Here is a 14588-nt window from a genome sequence, read left to right as displayed (position 1 = left end):
CACCTACCGATGATGGCCCGCAGTCCCTGGTCACCGGGGATAGACGACGAAGTTGGGCGGCTTCGTCCCGGTCGGCAGCACCCGGTAGTGGCTGAGGGTGAACTCCATGATGTCCTTGAACGCCGGTGCCGAGACGTCACCCCCCTCACCACCCGGGGTGTACGCGAAGACGGCCACCACGTACCGCGGGTTGTCGGCCGGCGCCATGCCGACGAACGACGCCACCTCGCCGGGGGCGTAGGAGCCGTTGCGGACCAGCCCGCCGGTGCCGGTCTTGCCGGCCACCCGGTAGTTCGGGATGGCGGCCCGCAGCCCGGTCGCGTGGTCCACGGTGGTGACCGCCTCCAGGATGGTCCGCAGCGCCGCGGCGTTGGCCGGGCTGAGCACCGGATGGGTCTTCGGCGCCGGTGCCGGGGTGTGGCTGCCGTCCGGACCGATCGTCTCCTTGATCAGGTGCGGCTGCACCCAGGTGCCGTTGTTGGCGATGGCCGCGTAGGCGGCGGCCATCTGCAACGGGGTGGCCGACACGCTCATCCCGATCGGGACGGATCCGTAGGACGACCCGCTCCACTGGTCGGGTGGCAGCAGCAGGCCGGCCGCCTCGCCCGGGACGCCCTCGCCGGTGGGCTGGCCGAGCCCGAACTTCCGCTGGTACTCGTACAGCTTCTCCTTGCCCAGCCGGTCGGCGATCTTGATGGTGCCGACGTTGGAGGAGTAGGCCATGATGCCGGGCAGGCTCATCGGCACCGGCACCCCGTCGGGCAGTGGGTGGGTGTCGCTGAACGGCTGGTCGCCCTTGGTGATGGTCGACCCGACCAGGATGCTCTCGTCCGGCCTGACCTTGCCCTCCTGGAGCGCGGCGCCGATCGTGATCGCCTTGTGCACCGAACCGGGGTCGACCACGAAGCTGGTGGCGTTGTCGACCCGGGCCGCCGGGTCGCTGCCGCCCGGATCGGCCGAGTTGTACGTCGGGTCGCTGGCCTGGGCCAGCACCTCACCGGTGTGTACGTCCAGCACGATCGCCGCGGCGGCGCTGGCGCCGGTCTGTTTCGTCCGCTCGTGCAGGATGGTCTGGGTCTTGTACTGCAGGTCCCGGTCGATGGTGAGTTCCAGCGAGCTGCCCGGCTGGGCCTTGGTCTCCTGGATGAACCCGCCGGGGATCGGGACATCCAGGTCCCCGCCCCCGTGCTCGTACGTCCGCCGGCCCGGCACGCCGCGCAGCAGCGAGTCGTACCGCGCCTCCAGTCCTTCGAGGCCGTTCATGTCCCGCCCGACGAAGCCGAGCAGGTTGGCCGCGAGGTCCCCGCTGGGCACCTCCCGCCGCTCGTCCCGGCCCTGGCCGATCCCGGGCAGTTCCCGAGCCATGATCTTGTCGGCGGTGTCCACCGGCACGCTCCGGGCCAGGTACTCGAACTGGGAGTCCCGACCGTCGTCGGTCTTCTGCCGGGCCAGTCGCGGTTCGAGCTGCGAGGCGGGGATGCCGAGCAGCGGTTGCAGCGCCCGCGCGGTGGCCCGCACGTCCTTGACCATGGTCGGGTCCGCGTAGATGTACCGGGCCTCCACGCTGCGCGCCAGCGGCACCCCGGACCGGTCGTAGATGGCGCCGCGCGGCGCCGGCAGCACCACCGGCCTGGTCCGGTCCTGCAGGCCACCGTCCGCGTACGCCGGGGTCTGCACCACCTGGATGGCGATCAGCCGGATGCCGATGGTGACGAACAGGGCCAGTGCCACGAAGGTACCCAGCCGCAGCCGGCGGCGTGGATCGGCCAGTCGGGGCGGCCGGACCGGGCGCTTCGACCGGACCGGCTGGCGCGCGGCCGACGTCGTCCGGCGCGGCGGCCTGGCCACGTCTTCGCCCCGGGCCGGCCGGGGGGGAACTCGACCGGTGCCACCCCGGGTGGGCGCCGGCGCCATCCTGGGCGCCGACCGGGGTCCCTCCCGGCCGGACCGGGGTCCCTCCCGGCCGCCGTCGAGCACCTGCAGGGCGGGCCGGAACGGGTCCTGCGACCGGCCGGACCGGGGGGTACGCCGCTGTTCGGCGGCCTCCCGCACCGTGCGTCCGCGCGGGGTGTAGGCGCGGGCGTCCGAGATGCCGCCGGGCCGGCCGTCCCGCCGGTCTCCGGCACGCGACTCACCGGCATTCGGTTCACCGGTACGCGGTTCCCGGGCCCGCGACTCACCCGTACGCGGCTCACGGGCCCGCGACTCACCGGTACGCGACGGTCCGCGCCGGGACGACTGATCGTCCCGGCGCGGATCGTCCGGGCGGGGCGACACCGCTCAGCCTCCCGCACCCTGCTCGCTGGTCACCGACTGCTGGCCCTCGGCCGGCTGCGGCACGCCGATGGTCCGGCCGTCGGGCAGCCGGATGAACGCTGGCGGGCCGGAGTCGACCAGGCCCAGCTTGCGGGCCTGGTCGACCAGGTTGCCCGGCGCCTCGGCCTTGGTGATCTGGTCCTCCAGCTGCTGCTGGCGCAGGTCCAGCGCGGCCTGCTGGTCCTGCATCCGGGACAGCCGGATGGCGTTCTCGTTGATCTTCGTGTTGACGACCAGGATGCCCAGCACCCCGCCCACCACCACGGCGATGATCAGCGCGATGAACGGCGCCCGGGGCACCAGCACCGGCGGTGGCGGCGCCACCTCCAGCCGGGGCGTCCGGCGATCGGTGTCGGCCGTGCCGGACCGGCGCGCGGCAGAGTCCGACTCCGGCCGGCGGCCGGTGACGGGCACCGCCTCGGGCGCCAGCGCGGTGTTGCCGGCGACCGGGAAGGCACGGGTCCCCCGACCGCGCACCGCACCGTCGCGGCCCGACGCCGCCCGGTCCCGGCCCGAGGTCCGGTCCCGGCCCGTTGTCGTGCGGTCCCGGCTCGACGCCGGCCGGTCCCGGCCCGTCGCCGTCCGGTCCTGGGCCGATGCCGTCGGTTGGCCCGATCCAGCCTGGCCCGACCCGGTACCGTCCAGCCGCTCCGGCTGCTCCGCGACCCCCGGCCGGCGGACCGGCTCGGTCCCGCCCAGTCGGTTGGCCGCGGCCCGCCGGATGGGCGTGGTCGATGCTGTTCCCGCGGTCCGCTGCGCCACGGTCCGGCCCCCCGACCGTGGTGTGCGCTCCCCAGCGCCACGCTGTGCGCCGGTGTCCCGGCGGTCGCGCTTCTCGACGTTCATCTTCCCTCCCCCTGTACTACCGTCCCGCTGTGTCGCTCCGGACCGTCCGGCCCGGATGACTCCGGCTCCGCCGCACCCCGCCCGGTTCGCGCCGGCCGGAGCACACCGGAGGTGTGTGCTGCCCTTCCCTCTGCTGCCCTTCCCCCACGGCGGGGCCGGTCGCGACCGCCCCACGCCGTGCGTTCCGACCCGGCGTCCGGGTCGATCCGTTCCGCTGCCCGCAGCCGCACCGAGGCGGCCCGCGGGTTGCCGTCCACCTCGGCCGACCCCGGTAGTTCCGCACCCCGGCTGAGCAGCCGCAGCGTCGGCCCGGTGCCGGGCAGTTCGACCGGCAGGTCGACCGGACCCGTGCTGCGGGCCCGGCCGGCGAACGCCTGTTTGGTGATCCGGTCCTCCAGCGAGTGGTAGGACAGCACCACCATCCGGCCGCCCAGGGCGAGCGCGTCCAGGGCGGCCGGCAGCGCCGTCTCCAGCGCCGCCAGTTCGCTGTTTACCTCGATGCGTAAAGCCTGAAACGTTCTCTTCGCCGGGTGTCCGCCGGTTCGTCGGGCTGGTGCCGGAATGGCCTCCCGAACCAGCTCGGCGAGCCGGGCCGACGAGGTGATCCGGGTCCGCTCCCGTTCGCGCAGGATCGCCGAGGCGATCCGGCCGGCGAACTTCTCCTCGCCGTAGACCCGCAGGACCCGGGCCAGTTCACCGTGGGAGTAGCCGTTCACCACCTCTTCGGCGGTCCGGCCGGTGGTCTGGTCCATCCGCATGTCCAGCGGCGCGTCCTGGGCGTACGCGAACCCCCGGTCGGGCGCGTCGAGCTGGAGCGAGGAGACGCCCAGGTCGAACAGCACCCCGTCGACGCCGGGCAGGCCCAGGTCGGCGAGCACCGCCGGCAGTTCGTCGTACACCGCGTGGACCAGGTGGATCCGGTCGGCGAACCGGTCCAGCCGGGCCCGGGCGTGCGCCAGGGCCTCCGGATCCCGGTCGAGACCTACCAGTACGGTGTCCGGGTGCGCGGCGAGGACCGCCTCGGCGTGCCCCCCCAGACCCAGCGTGGCATCGACGTGTACCGTACGGCCCGGCCGGGACAGCGCGGGGGCCAACAGCTCGAGGCACCGCTCGAGCAGCACGGGCACGTGCGCGCCCCTCAGCTCCCCCATTTCGACCCCCACTGAACCGCCGATCCACGTCTGATTACGTCTGTAGCACCCGTCCGCTCGTCATACCGCCAGATCCCCATCCGCTCGTGTCCCGTCCGCACCGGCGAACGGGTCACCGGTGTGCGGTTCGCGCGCCTGGCACCGGGGAAGAGGCGCCAGGAGCACGAGCGGGTGGAGATCTCGCAGTACGTCAGGCTCGTCGGCCCTACAGTCCGCCGGGCAACACCCCCTGCTCGATGTCCGCGAAGTCGTCTTCGCTCTCGGCGAGGTAGGTCTCCCAGGCCTGGCGGTCCCAGATCTCCACCCGGCTGCTGGCTCCGATCACCACGAGCTCCCGGGTCAGTGCCGCGTACTCCCGCAGGTGGATCGGGATGGTCACCCGGCCCTGCTTGTCCGGCACCTCGTCGTGGGCGCTGGCGAAGAAGACCCGGCTGTACGCCCGGGCCGCCTTGTGCGTCATGGGCTGCTCGCGCAGCTGCCCCGCGATCCGCTGGAACTCGAGCATCGGGAAGACGTACAGGCAGCGTTCCTGCCCCTTGGTGATCACGACACCTCCCGCCAGCTCGTCCCGGAACTTGGCCGGAAGGATCAGCCGGCCCTTGTCGTCCAGGCGCGGAGTATGGGTGCCGAGAAACATCGGCCCAACCCCCCTCGCCCTTCAGCGGCGTTCGCGGCGCCGCCCACCCCCGGGCCGGTGGCCCTCCCAGGCCCACCATCGCGCCCCACTCTACTCCACTTCCCTCCACCCGCAACCGGAATCGCCCGGTCGCGACGGTGAAGTCGAGGACAAAACTGCACGTCAAAGCGGGTGCGGCGAGGTGGAGGGTTTCGGCGACCCGCCCCGGCGTCCGCTATCCGACAACCGCTTCAGGGCTCCGACGGGCGGGGCAAGATGCCGGTATTAGCGGCAAATTTCGGGCGAGCGGTCGGGCTTCGTGACCGCCCTGACGCAACAGGTGGAGGAAAGTGGAGCACCCGTGCCGCCCACACCGGGCTATCCCCTCCACCGACCCTCCCCCACCGTCCGGCCGCGGCGCCGGACCGCGGCCGCCGAGCCACCGGACCACCGCCGCCGAGCCGCCCGTGATGTACGCGCCGGGCCGCCGGACCGCCGGCTCCGGTAATCTCGCGTCCGTGACGGACGGGAAAATGCCCATGCGGGCCAAGGTGGCAAGCTCGGTGTCCCGGACGGCCGCGGCGCTGTCCCGGGCCGCCGGACGCGGCGACGGATCGGTGATCGGCGGCTGGATCGGGCTCAAGATCGATCCGGAGCTGCTGACCCACCTGGCGTCCGGCCGGGCCGTCGCCCTGGTGTCCGGCACCAACGGCAAGACCACCACCACCCGGCTGACCGCCGCCGCGCTCGGCGTACTCGGCCCGGTGGCCACCAACTCGTTCGGCGCCAACATGCCGACCGGGCACACCTCCGCGCTGGCCAAGGCGGGCCGGACCCCGTACGCCGTGCTGGAGGTCGACGAGCACTACCTGCCGCAGGTCATCGAGGCGACCGAGCCGCAGGCGATCGCGCTGCTGAACCTCTCCCGCGACCAGCTCGACCGGGCCAAGGAGGTGGCGATGATGGCGCAGCTGTGGCGGGCGACGCTGATGCGCTACCCCGAGACCCGGGTGGTGGCGAACGCCGACGATCCCATGGTGGTGTGGGCGGCCACCCCGCCGGCCGGGCCGTTGCGGGCGGAACGGGCGGTCACCTGGTTCAGCGCCGGCCAGCGCTGGCACGACGACTCGTGGGTCTGCCCGGAGTGCGGCTCGACCATCCAGCGCTCCGGCGGCGACTGGTGGTGCGCGGGCTGCCCGCTGCGCCGGCCGCAGCCGCACTGGGTGGTCGAGGACGACGGCGTGCTGGACCCCACCGGCGCCTGGCACAAGGTCCAGCTCCAACTCCCCGGCAAGGTCAACATCGGCAACGCGGCCACCGCGCTGGCCGTGGCCGCCCAGTTCGGGGTACGCCCCACCGACGCGGTCTCCCGGCTCGGCACGGTGACCTCGGTCGCCGGCCGGTACGCGCAGGTGGACCGCGACGGCCGCAACGTCCGGCTGCTGCTGGCCAAGAACCCGGCCAGTTGGCTGGAGGCGTTCGACATGGCCGACCAGGCACCCACCCTGCTGTCCATCAACGCCCGGGACCCCGACGGGCTGGACACCTCCTGGCTGTTCGACGTGGACTTCGCGCCGCTGCGTGGCCGCCAGGTGCTGATCACCGGGGACCGGGCGTACGACCTGGCGGTGCGACTCGACGTGAACCGGGTACCGTTCCAGCACGTGCGCACCTTCCGCGAAGCCGTCGCCGCGGTGCCGCCGGGCCGGCTCGAGGTGATCGCCAACTACACCGCGTTCCAGGACATCCGAGCGGAGTTGGACCGTGTCAACTGAAAGCCTGCGTATCGTCTGGATCTATCCGGACCTGCTGTCCACGTACGGCGACCGGGGCAACATGCTGATCCTGGCCCACCGGGCCGGGATGCGCGGCCTGCCGGTGGAGATGTACGAGGTGCGCTCCGACCAGCGGCTGCCGCAGGGCGCGGACATCTACCTGATCGGCGGGGGCGAGGACGGGCCGCAGGCGCTGGCCGCGCAGCGGCTGCTCGCCGACGGCGGGCTGCACCGCGCGGTCGCGCAGGGCTCGGTCGTGTTCGCGGTCTGCGCCGGCTACCAGCTGCTCGGCTCGTCCTTCTACGCCAAGGGCACCCGGTGCGCCGGGCTCGACCTGCTCGACCTCAGCTCCGACCGCGGGCCCACCCGGGCCGTCGGCGAATTGGCCGGGCCGGTCGACCCGCGCCTCAACCTGCCACCGCTGAGCGGCTTCGAGAACCACGGCGGGCGCACCCACCTCGGCCCCGGGGTCTCCCCGCTGGCCCGGGTCAGCACCGGGGTCGGCAACGACGGCGCCACCGAGGGCGCCTGGCACGGCAAGCTGCTCGGGACGTACTCGCACGGGCCGGCGCTGGCCCGCAACCCGGCACTGGCGGACCTGCTGCTGCGCTGGGCGATCGGCGCGGCCCAACTGCCGCCGCTGGACGACACCTGGTCCGACCGCCTGCGCTCCGAGCGCTCGGCGGCCGTGGCCGCCGCCGCCCGGCAGTGACCCCGGCCGACCCCACCGACCCGGCTGGCCCCAGTCACCCCACCGGCTGGACCGACCCGGCTGGCCCTACCGGTCCCGCCGATCCGGCTGATCCGATCGGCCCGCCTGTTCCCACCGGCCAGGACGGGCGGTGGCGGCGGATGGCGGCGGTCGCGATGGCCGGGGTTCGGGCGCTGCTCGGTCAGCGTGCGGGGCGACGGTTCCTGGGCCTGCTCCTGGTGCTCGGGCTGTGCGGGCTCGCGTTACTCGTCCTGCCGGCGCCGGACTTCACCCAGGCGCCCCGGCTGGCCGACCGGCTCGGCCCGGCGGCCCCAGTCGCCGCGGTCGGTGCCGGCGCCGCGCTGATGGTAGTGCTGGTGCCGCGTACCCTCATCACGGTCGCCTGGGGTGCCCTGTTCGGGCCGCTGGCGGGCGCCGGCTACATGATGGCCGCCGCCCTGCTGGCCGCGATCGTCGGCTTCGGGATCGGCCGCGCGATGGGCCGGGAGTTCGTCGCCGAGCGGCTCCGGGGCCGGCTGGCCCGGCTGGACGGCTGGTTCAGCCGGCAGAGTGTGCTCGGGGTGATCACCGTACGGCTGCTGCCGGTCGGCGGCTTCGGGCTGGTCAGCTACGGCTACGGCACGACCGGCGCCCGACTGCTGCCGTACCTGGTCGGCAGCGTGCTGGCCTGCGCGCCGTCGGCGTTCGGCTACGCCGCCATCGGCGCGGCCGTCACCACCCCGGGCCACTTCAACTGGCTGGCCGTGGCTCCGGCCAGCCTCGGCCTGTTCGCCAGCCTCGCCCTGGCCCGCACCTGGTGGCGCGCCGAACGCACCAGGCGCCGCACCGCCCCCACCGGCTCGCCCGACACCGAGCCGAACTGACCGGGTACGTCAGCCAAGGCTCGCCGACGCGGGCGCGTCGCCGATCGGGTATTTCTCGATGGGGACGGCGTTCTCCCAGAGATGGTCGAAGTATCGGGCGAAGCAGTCCCGGACGACCTTCCGGCTGCGAATGCTCATCCCCATGATGCTGTCAGTGTCGATGGAGTACGAGACGAACACCTGCTCGCCGTCGTAGAGCCCGATGCTCACCATTCCCTGGGCCTGCGCACCACGGTCGAACAGTCTCACGTTGTAATGCCGCTTGTTCGCCCGTGCGTGCCGCACCTCGGCAAGCTCCTGCTCAAGAAAGCCGACCATCGGGAGATCGGTGCCGTTGACGATGACCCTACGGAAGCTGTGCTCGTGCGACCGGTCGGCCCACTTCCGACACGCCTCGACGTGCCGTTGCACGGCATCATCAAGCTCGTCCGGGCTCCAGGCGCGCAGGTAGCTCACATGCACGGTGTGCCGGGCGTCCTCGACCGCCCGCCGGGTCGCCTCGTAGAAACTGGTCCGGTCGGGATAGATGGTCACCTCCGGCGCCTCGTCCGAGGGCAGGCGACGCTCGATCCGCACCAGGACACCGATGATCAGCAGCAGCGAGGCCATTATCAGCGGCTGCTCGATCTTGTCAGCCAACCGCAGCTCCTGATGGAAGAAGAGCGCAACCGCGTAGCCGGTGGTGAGCAGCCCGAGAAGAATCGGGATCACCACCCGAGCGGCACGGTGGACCTTACGATCAGTCTCCGTCGCCAGTTTCCACACCGTGTCCTCCGGGCTAGCGCAGCGGGGCCCTCCGGACTGAAGCAGCGGGCACCTCGGCGGCAAGACTCTATGTCCTCGGATCGGTTGAGATCTTCGACCTGTCCATTCCCCGACAGCCGGCGCCCGCCCTGCGACCGCGCCCGTCAGTCCGGCCGACGACCCTCCGCCATGACTTGGCGAAGGAGCTTCGTCAGCTACCGGGCGGGGCCTGACCGACGTAGGTGCCGCGCTGGGGAACGGTGTAGACCAGGCCGCGCTCGCGAAGCACGAGGGCGAACACCGGCGCGGTCAGCCACCCACCGAGGGCGTCCGCAGGCACGGTGCGAACGGTGGCCACTGGTGACGTACCGGATTCTGCACCTGCCCACCCGGCTCACCACCCGGGCCGACGCGATCGGGCTGGCTCGCGCGTTGCGGGCGAGCCTGGCCCACCTGCCGACGCTGGACTTCGGCGACCGCACCCTCTCCGAGGACGACAACCAGAACGCCCGGCACCGCATCTGGTGCGACGCCCCGCCTGCCCGACGGCACCCGCTGCACACTCCCCCACCACCACGACGGCCAGGCGCGCCGATCGGCGCAGTGAGGTGTACGCCAGCCACCTCATCCGGCACGGACGAGGTGGCTGGCGTACACCTGATCACTGTCACGGCCCCGCCGGAACCCCGGTCACGGCCCCCGCCGGAACCCCGGTCACGGCCCCCGCCGGAACCACGGTCACGGACCCGCCGGAACCACGGTCGCGGGCCCGCCGGCACCCTCGCCGGAGGCCCACGGCGACCCGACCCCGATGATCGACTCAATGTCGGCGAAGTAGGGGGGTCCTGCTCCGTCGGACTCCCCTACTCCGCCGACATTGAGTCGATCATCACGCGGGCGACGAGGCACGCGCGCGACGAGGCCACGCGGGCGGCGAGGCACGGCGGCGAGGCAGGCGCGGGGTGAGGCCCGGGCGGCGGAGTGACGGACACCGAAGGGGTGTCCGGCCGGCCCGCCCACGACGGGATCAAGCCCCGGACGGGCCCGGCACGGGACGGATGTCCGACCGGCCCACCCACGACGGGATCAAGCCCCGGACGGGCCCGGCACGGGACGGATGTCCGACCGGCCCACCCACGACGGGATCAAGCCTGACCGCCCAGAGTGGGCGGGCCGGCCGGACACCAACCACCCCGGGCCCGCCGGACAACCACCAGGACCACGACGGCGCGGGTCAGGCGACGACCGAGACCATCCGCCCCAGCACCACGATGACCTTGCGCGGCTCCTTGCCGCCCAGCGAGCCGGCCACCGCCGCCAGGGCCGCCGCCCGGACCTCGGCCTCGGGCGCGTCGGCGGCCACCTCGATCCGGCCTCGGACCTTGCCGTTGACCTGCACCGGGTACGTCACCGACTCCGCCCGCAGCAGCGCCGGGTCGGCGACCGGGAAGTCCGCGTACGTCAGTGACGAGGCGTGGCCCAGCCGCTGCCACAGTTCCTCGGCGATGTGCGGGGCGAACGGTGCCAGCATCAGCACCAGCGGTTCGGCCACCTCGCGGGGCGTGGCGGTCAGCCGGGTCAGCCCGTTGGTCAGCTCGATCAGTTTGGCGATGGCGGTGTTGAACCGGATCCCCGCCATGTCGCCGCGCACGCCGTCGATGGTCCGGTGCAGCAGTCGGCGGATCTGTTCGTCGGCCGGCTCGTCGACCACCCGTACCGCGCCGGTCCGCTCGTCGACCACGGCCCGCCACACCCGTTGCAGGAACCGGTACGACCCGACCACGGCTCGGGTTTCCCAGGGCCGGGACACCTCCAGCGGGCCCATCGACATCTCGTACACCCGGAAGGTGTCGGCGCCGTACGTCGCGCACATGTCGTCCGGGGTGACGACGTTCTTCAGCGACTTGCCCATTTTGCCGTACTCGCGCCGGACCGGTTCGTCCTGGTACGTGTAGCCGCCGTCGATCTCGACGACATCCTCGGCGGGTACGTAGCTGCCCCGCGCGTCGGTGTAGGCGTACGCCTGGATGTAGCCCTGGTTGAACAGCCGCCGGTACGGCTCGAAGGAGGAGACCTCGCCCAGGTCGTACAGCACCTTGTGCCAGAACCGGGCGTACAGCAGGTGCAGCACGGCGTGTTCGGCGCCGCCGACGTACAGGTCGGTGCCTCCGCAGTCGCCCTCGCCGTTCGGGCCCATCCAGTACCGCTCGTTGACCGGGTCGACGAACCGTTCGGTGTTGGCCGGGTCCAGGTAGCGCATCTCGTACCAGCAGGAGCCGGCCCACTGCGGCATCACGTTGGTTTCCCGGGTGTACTGCTTCGGACCGTCACCCAGGTCCAGTTCCACCTCCACCCAGTCCTTGCGGCGGGACAGCGGGGTCTCCGGGTTCGAGTCGGCGTCGTCCGGGGCGAAGGTGCGCGGGGCGAAGTCGTCCACCTCGGGCAGCTCGACCGGCAGCATCGACTCGGGCAGCGCGATCGGCAGCCCGGTCTCGTCGTAGACGATCGGGAACGGCTCGCCCCAGTAGCGCTGCCGGCTGAACAGCCAGTCCCGCAGCCGGTAGGTGACGGCGCGCTCGCCGTACCCGTTCTGTTCCAGCCATTCGATGATCCGGGCCTTGGCGTCGGCGATGCCCAGGCCGTCCAGCACCAGGCCGCGGTCGGGTGCGGCGCTGTTGATCGCCGGTCCCTCCCCGGTGTACGCCTTGCCGTCGAAGCCGTCGGCGGGCTGGACGGTACGCACGATGGGCAGTTCGAAGACCTCGGCGAAGTCCCAGTCCCGCTCGTCCTGGCCGGGCACCGCCATGATGGCCCCGGTGCCGTAGCCGGCCAGCACGTAGTCGGCCACGAAGATCGGGATCCGCTGCCCGGTCGCCGGGTTGGTGGCGTACCCGCCGGTGAAGACGCCGGTCTTCTCCTTGGCGTCGGCCTGCCGCTCGACGTCGGTCTTGGCCGCGGCCTCGACCCGGTACGCGGCGACCGCCTCGGCCGGCGTGCCGTACCCGGCGGTCCAGGCCGGACGGGTGTCGGCCGGCCAGGTCGGCGGCACCAGCCGGTCCACCAGTTCGTGTTCGGGGGCCAGCACCAGGTAGGTCGCGCCGAAGACGGTGTCCGGGCGGGTGGTGAAGACCCGCACCGGTCCGGAGTCGGTCGGGAAGTCGATGTGCGCGCCGACCGACCGGCCGATCCAGTTGCGCTGCATCAGCTTGATCGGCTCGGGCCAGTCCAGCTTGTCCAGGTCGGCCAGCAGCCGGTCACCGTACGCGGTGATCCGCATCATCCACTGCTTCAGGCTGCGCTTGAAGACCGGGAAGTTGCCGCGCTCGGACCGGCCGTCGGCGGTGACCTCCTCGTTCGCCAGCACCGTGCCCAGCCCCGGGCACCAGTTGACCGGCGCCTCCGAGATGTACGCCAGCCGGTGGTCGTTGACGATCCGGCGGCGCTGCTCCGGGGACAGTTGCGCCCACGGGCGCCCGTCCGGGGTGGCGCGGGTGCCGGCGGTGAACTCGGCGATCAGCTCGTCGATCGGCCGCGCCCGGTCGGCGTCCGCGTCGTACCAGGAGTTGAAGATCCGCAGGAAGATCCACTGCGTCCAGCGGTAGAAGTCGGTGTCGATGGTCGCCACCGAGCGCCGGTGGTCGTAGCCCAGGCCCAGCCGGTTCAGCTGGGTCCGGTAGCGCTCGATGTTCGCCTCGGTGGTGGTCCGCGGGTGGGTGCCGGTCTGCACCGCGTACTGCTCGGCGGGCAGGCCGAAGGCGTCGAAGCCCATGGTGTGCAGGACGTTGCGGCCGGCCATCCGCTGGAACCGGGCGAAGCAGTCGGTGCCGATGTAGCCCAGGGGGTGGCCGACGTGCAGTCCCGCGCCCGAGGGGTAGGGGAACATGTCCAGCACGTACAGCTTCTCGGCGCCGGCGCGCGGATGGCCCGGCTCGGCCAGCGGTCCGGTGGGGTTCGGCGCCCGGAAGGTCTGCTCCCGCCGCCACCGGTCCTGCCAGCGCAGTTCCAGTTCACCGGCCAGCTGCGCGGTGTACCGGAACGGCGGGATGTCGGCGGTCGGCTCGGCTGCGGACGTCATTGCTCACCTCGGGGTCTGGTTCCAGGGCCGGACAGGGTGCTGCGGTCTTCGGTGGCGCGGGTCGCGAAGGCACAAAAAAGCCCCTCACGAGGGAGGGGTTGCCGTGCTGACGTCGTCTGACGTGTCAGCACGGCTCGCTAAGGAGCAGGTGGGCCCTGGGCATGCGAGCAGTCTAGCGCCTGCCGCCGATGCCTGTCGCGGACCCGTACCTCCCGACACCACCGCGGCCCCGGTCGGCCGGTCACCGACCGAAGTCCGAGGGTCACCCGCAGGCGCGATCCTCGGCCGGAGGTCGGCGGTACGCGAGAAGAGCGCTAGCCTGATTGCTGGGGGTAACCGGACATCCGGACCGGAACAGAACTCCCGCCAACCTTGCTGCCGGTCTCGGCTGTTTATGAAGCACCGCGGCACAGTGACGAGGAGGACCTCCGGTGAGACAGCAGACCTGGGACGAGTTGGGGGGCGCGCTGCCCAACGACGAGTTCCGCGCCGCGAGCAATGCCATCGTGGCCAACATCGAGCAGGTCATCGAGGGCAAGACAGCCACCGTGCGACTGGCCCTGGCCGTGCTGCTGGCCGAGGGGCACCTGCTCATCGAGGACGTGCCGGGGGTGGGCAAGACCAAGCTGGCCAAGGCGTTGGCGAGGTCCATCGATTGTTCGGTCCGACGGATCCAGTTCACCCCTGACCTGCTGCCCAGCGACGTCACCGGGGTCAGCGTGTTCAACCAGGAGACGCACGACTTCGAGTTCAAGCCGGGGGCCGTCTTCGCCAACCTGGTCGTCGGCGACGAGATCAACCGGGCCTCGCCGAAGACCCAGTCGGCCCTGCTGGAGTGCATGGAGGAGCGTCAGGTCACCGTCGACGGGGTGACCTACGAGCTGCAGACGCCGTTCATGGTGATCGCCACCCAGAACCCCATCGAGATGGAGGGGACGTACCCACTGCCGGAGGCGCAGCGGGACCGGTTCACCGCCCGGATCGCGATGGGGTACCCCGACGTCGGGGCCGAGCTGGCGATGCTGGCCGCACACGGCGGCGCCGATCCGCTGGCCGACCTGCGTCCGGTGTCCGACGCCGCCACCGTGCGCCGGCTGATCGCCACGGTGCGGCACATCCATGTCGCCGACACCGTCCAGCAGTACGCCGTCGACCTGGTCACCGCCACCCGGGAGTCTCCGGACCTGCGGCTCGGCGCGTCGCCCCGGGCGACCCTGCAACTGCTGCGCACCGCCCGCGCGGTGGCCGCGCTGGAGGGCCGCGACTACGTCCTGCCGGACGACCTGCAGAGCCTGGCCGTGCCGGTGCTGGCCCACCGGGTCATCCCCAACGCCGACGCCCAGCTCGCCCGCCGGACCACCGACGCGGTGGTCGCCGACCTCGTCCGCCGGCTCCCGGTGCCGCAGGAGCGCCGCCGTTCGCCGTACGACGGCCGGCCGGCGAACCCGGACGGCCCCGGCCGGTCCCCGTACGAGCAGCGGGGGCGGTGA

At 72.4% G+C, this 14588-nt stretch carries 11 protein-coding genes; 4 read left to right on the top strand and 7 right to left on the bottom strand.

Annotated features, from left to right (window positions below; translation table 11 throughout):
- Positions 1-30 precede the first annotated feature (30 nt).
- The 4 genes from ACXN5W_RS04030 to mraZ all read right to left on the bottom strand — a co-directional run bounded on the left by ACXN5W_RS04030 (position 31) and on the right by mraZ (position 4950).
- Positions 31-2277 carry a peptidoglycan D,D-transpeptidase FtsI family protein gene (locus tag ACXN5W_RS04030; RefSeq protein WP_473156753.1) on the bottom strand — a complete coding sequence of 749 codons (2247 nt, stop codon included), beginning with the start codon at positions 2275-2277 and terminating at the stop codon, positions 31-33.
- Positions 2278-2280: 3 nt separating this feature from the next.
- Complete coding sequence (ftsL, locus tag ACXN5W_RS04025) at positions 2281-2961, bottom strand: cell division protein FtsL (RefSeq protein ID WP_473156818.1); 681 nt, start codon at positions 2959-2961, stop codon at positions 2281-2283.
- Between the two features lie 197 nt (positions 2962-3158).
- Complete coding sequence (gene rsmH, locus ACXN5W_RS04020) at positions 3159-4313, bottom strand: 16S rRNA (cytosine(1402)-N(4))-methyltransferase RsmH (protein ID WP_473156752.1); 1155 nt, start codon at positions 4311-4313, stop codon at positions 3159-3161.
- A 205-nt stretch (positions 4314-4518) separates the two neighbouring features.
- Positions 4519-4950: a division/cell wall cluster transcriptional repressor MraZ gene (gene mraZ / locus ACXN5W_RS04015; RefSeq protein WP_473156751.1), complete on the bottom strand. Its 432-nt coding sequence runs from the start codon at positions 4948-4950 to the stop codon at positions 4519-4521.
- 512 nt (positions 4951-5462) lie between these two features.
- On the opposite strand from mraZ, the gene ACXN5W_RS04010 reads away from it, so the two are divergent.
- From ACXN5W_RS04010 to ACXN5W_RS04000, 3 genes are all read left to right on the top strand, one after another.
- Positions 5463-6704: a MurT ligase domain-containing protein gene (locus ACXN5W_RS04010; protein WP_473156817.1), complete on the top strand. Its 1242-nt coding sequence runs from the start codon at positions 5463-5465 to the stop codon at positions 6702-6704.
- A complete protein-coding gene (locus ACXN5W_RS04005; protein ID WP_473156750.1) occupies positions 6694-7416 on the top strand; it encodes a type 1 glutamine amidotransferase in 723 nt (240 codons plus the stop codon). Before ACXN5W_RS04010 ends, ACXN5W_RS04005 begins: the two co-directional genes overlap by 11 nt.
- Before the next feature lie 140 nt (positions 7417-7556).
- The gene (locus ACXN5W_RS04000) at positions 7557-8279 is read left to right on the top strand and encodes a TVP38/TMEM64 family protein (protein WP_473156749.1); all 723 of its coding nucleotides are present in this window, start codon (positions 7557-7559) and stop codon (positions 8277-8279) included.
- 9 nt (positions 8280-8288) lie between these two features.
- Here the strand turns inward: ACXN5W_RS04000 and ACXN5W_RS03995 are convergent, their stop codons facing one another.
- From ACXN5W_RS03995 to leuS, 3 genes are all read right to left on the bottom strand, one after another.
- On the bottom strand, positions 8289-9044 hold the full coding sequence (locus tag ACXN5W_RS03995; RefSeq protein ID WP_473156748.1) for a hypothetical protein: 756 nt from the start codon (positions 9042-9044) through the stop codon (positions 8289-8291).
- A 190-nt stretch (positions 9045-9234) separates the two neighbouring features.
- Positions 9235-9363 carry a hypothetical protein gene (locus tag ACXN5W_RS03990; protein WP_473156747.1) on the bottom strand — a complete coding sequence of 43 codons (129 nt, stop codon included), beginning with the start codon at positions 9361-9363 and terminating at the stop codon, positions 9235-9237.
- Between the two features lie 894 nt (positions 9364-10257).
- A complete protein-coding gene (gene leuS / locus ACXN5W_RS03985) occupies positions 10258-13098 on the bottom strand; it encodes a leucine--tRNA ligase (RefSeq protein ID WP_473156746.1) in 2841 nt (946 codons plus the stop codon).
- A gap of 431 nt (positions 13099-13529) precedes the next feature.
- Between leuS and ACXN5W_RS03980 the strand changes: the two genes are divergently transcribed.
- Complete coding sequence (locus tag ACXN5W_RS03980) at positions 13530-14588, top strand: AAA family ATPase (RefSeq protein ID WP_473156745.1); 1059 nt, start codon at positions 13530-13532, stop codon at positions 14586-14588.

Source organism: Plantactinospora sp. A48 (genome assembly GCF_055793945.1).
This window is presented reverse-complemented; position numbering and strand designations above follow the sequence as displayed.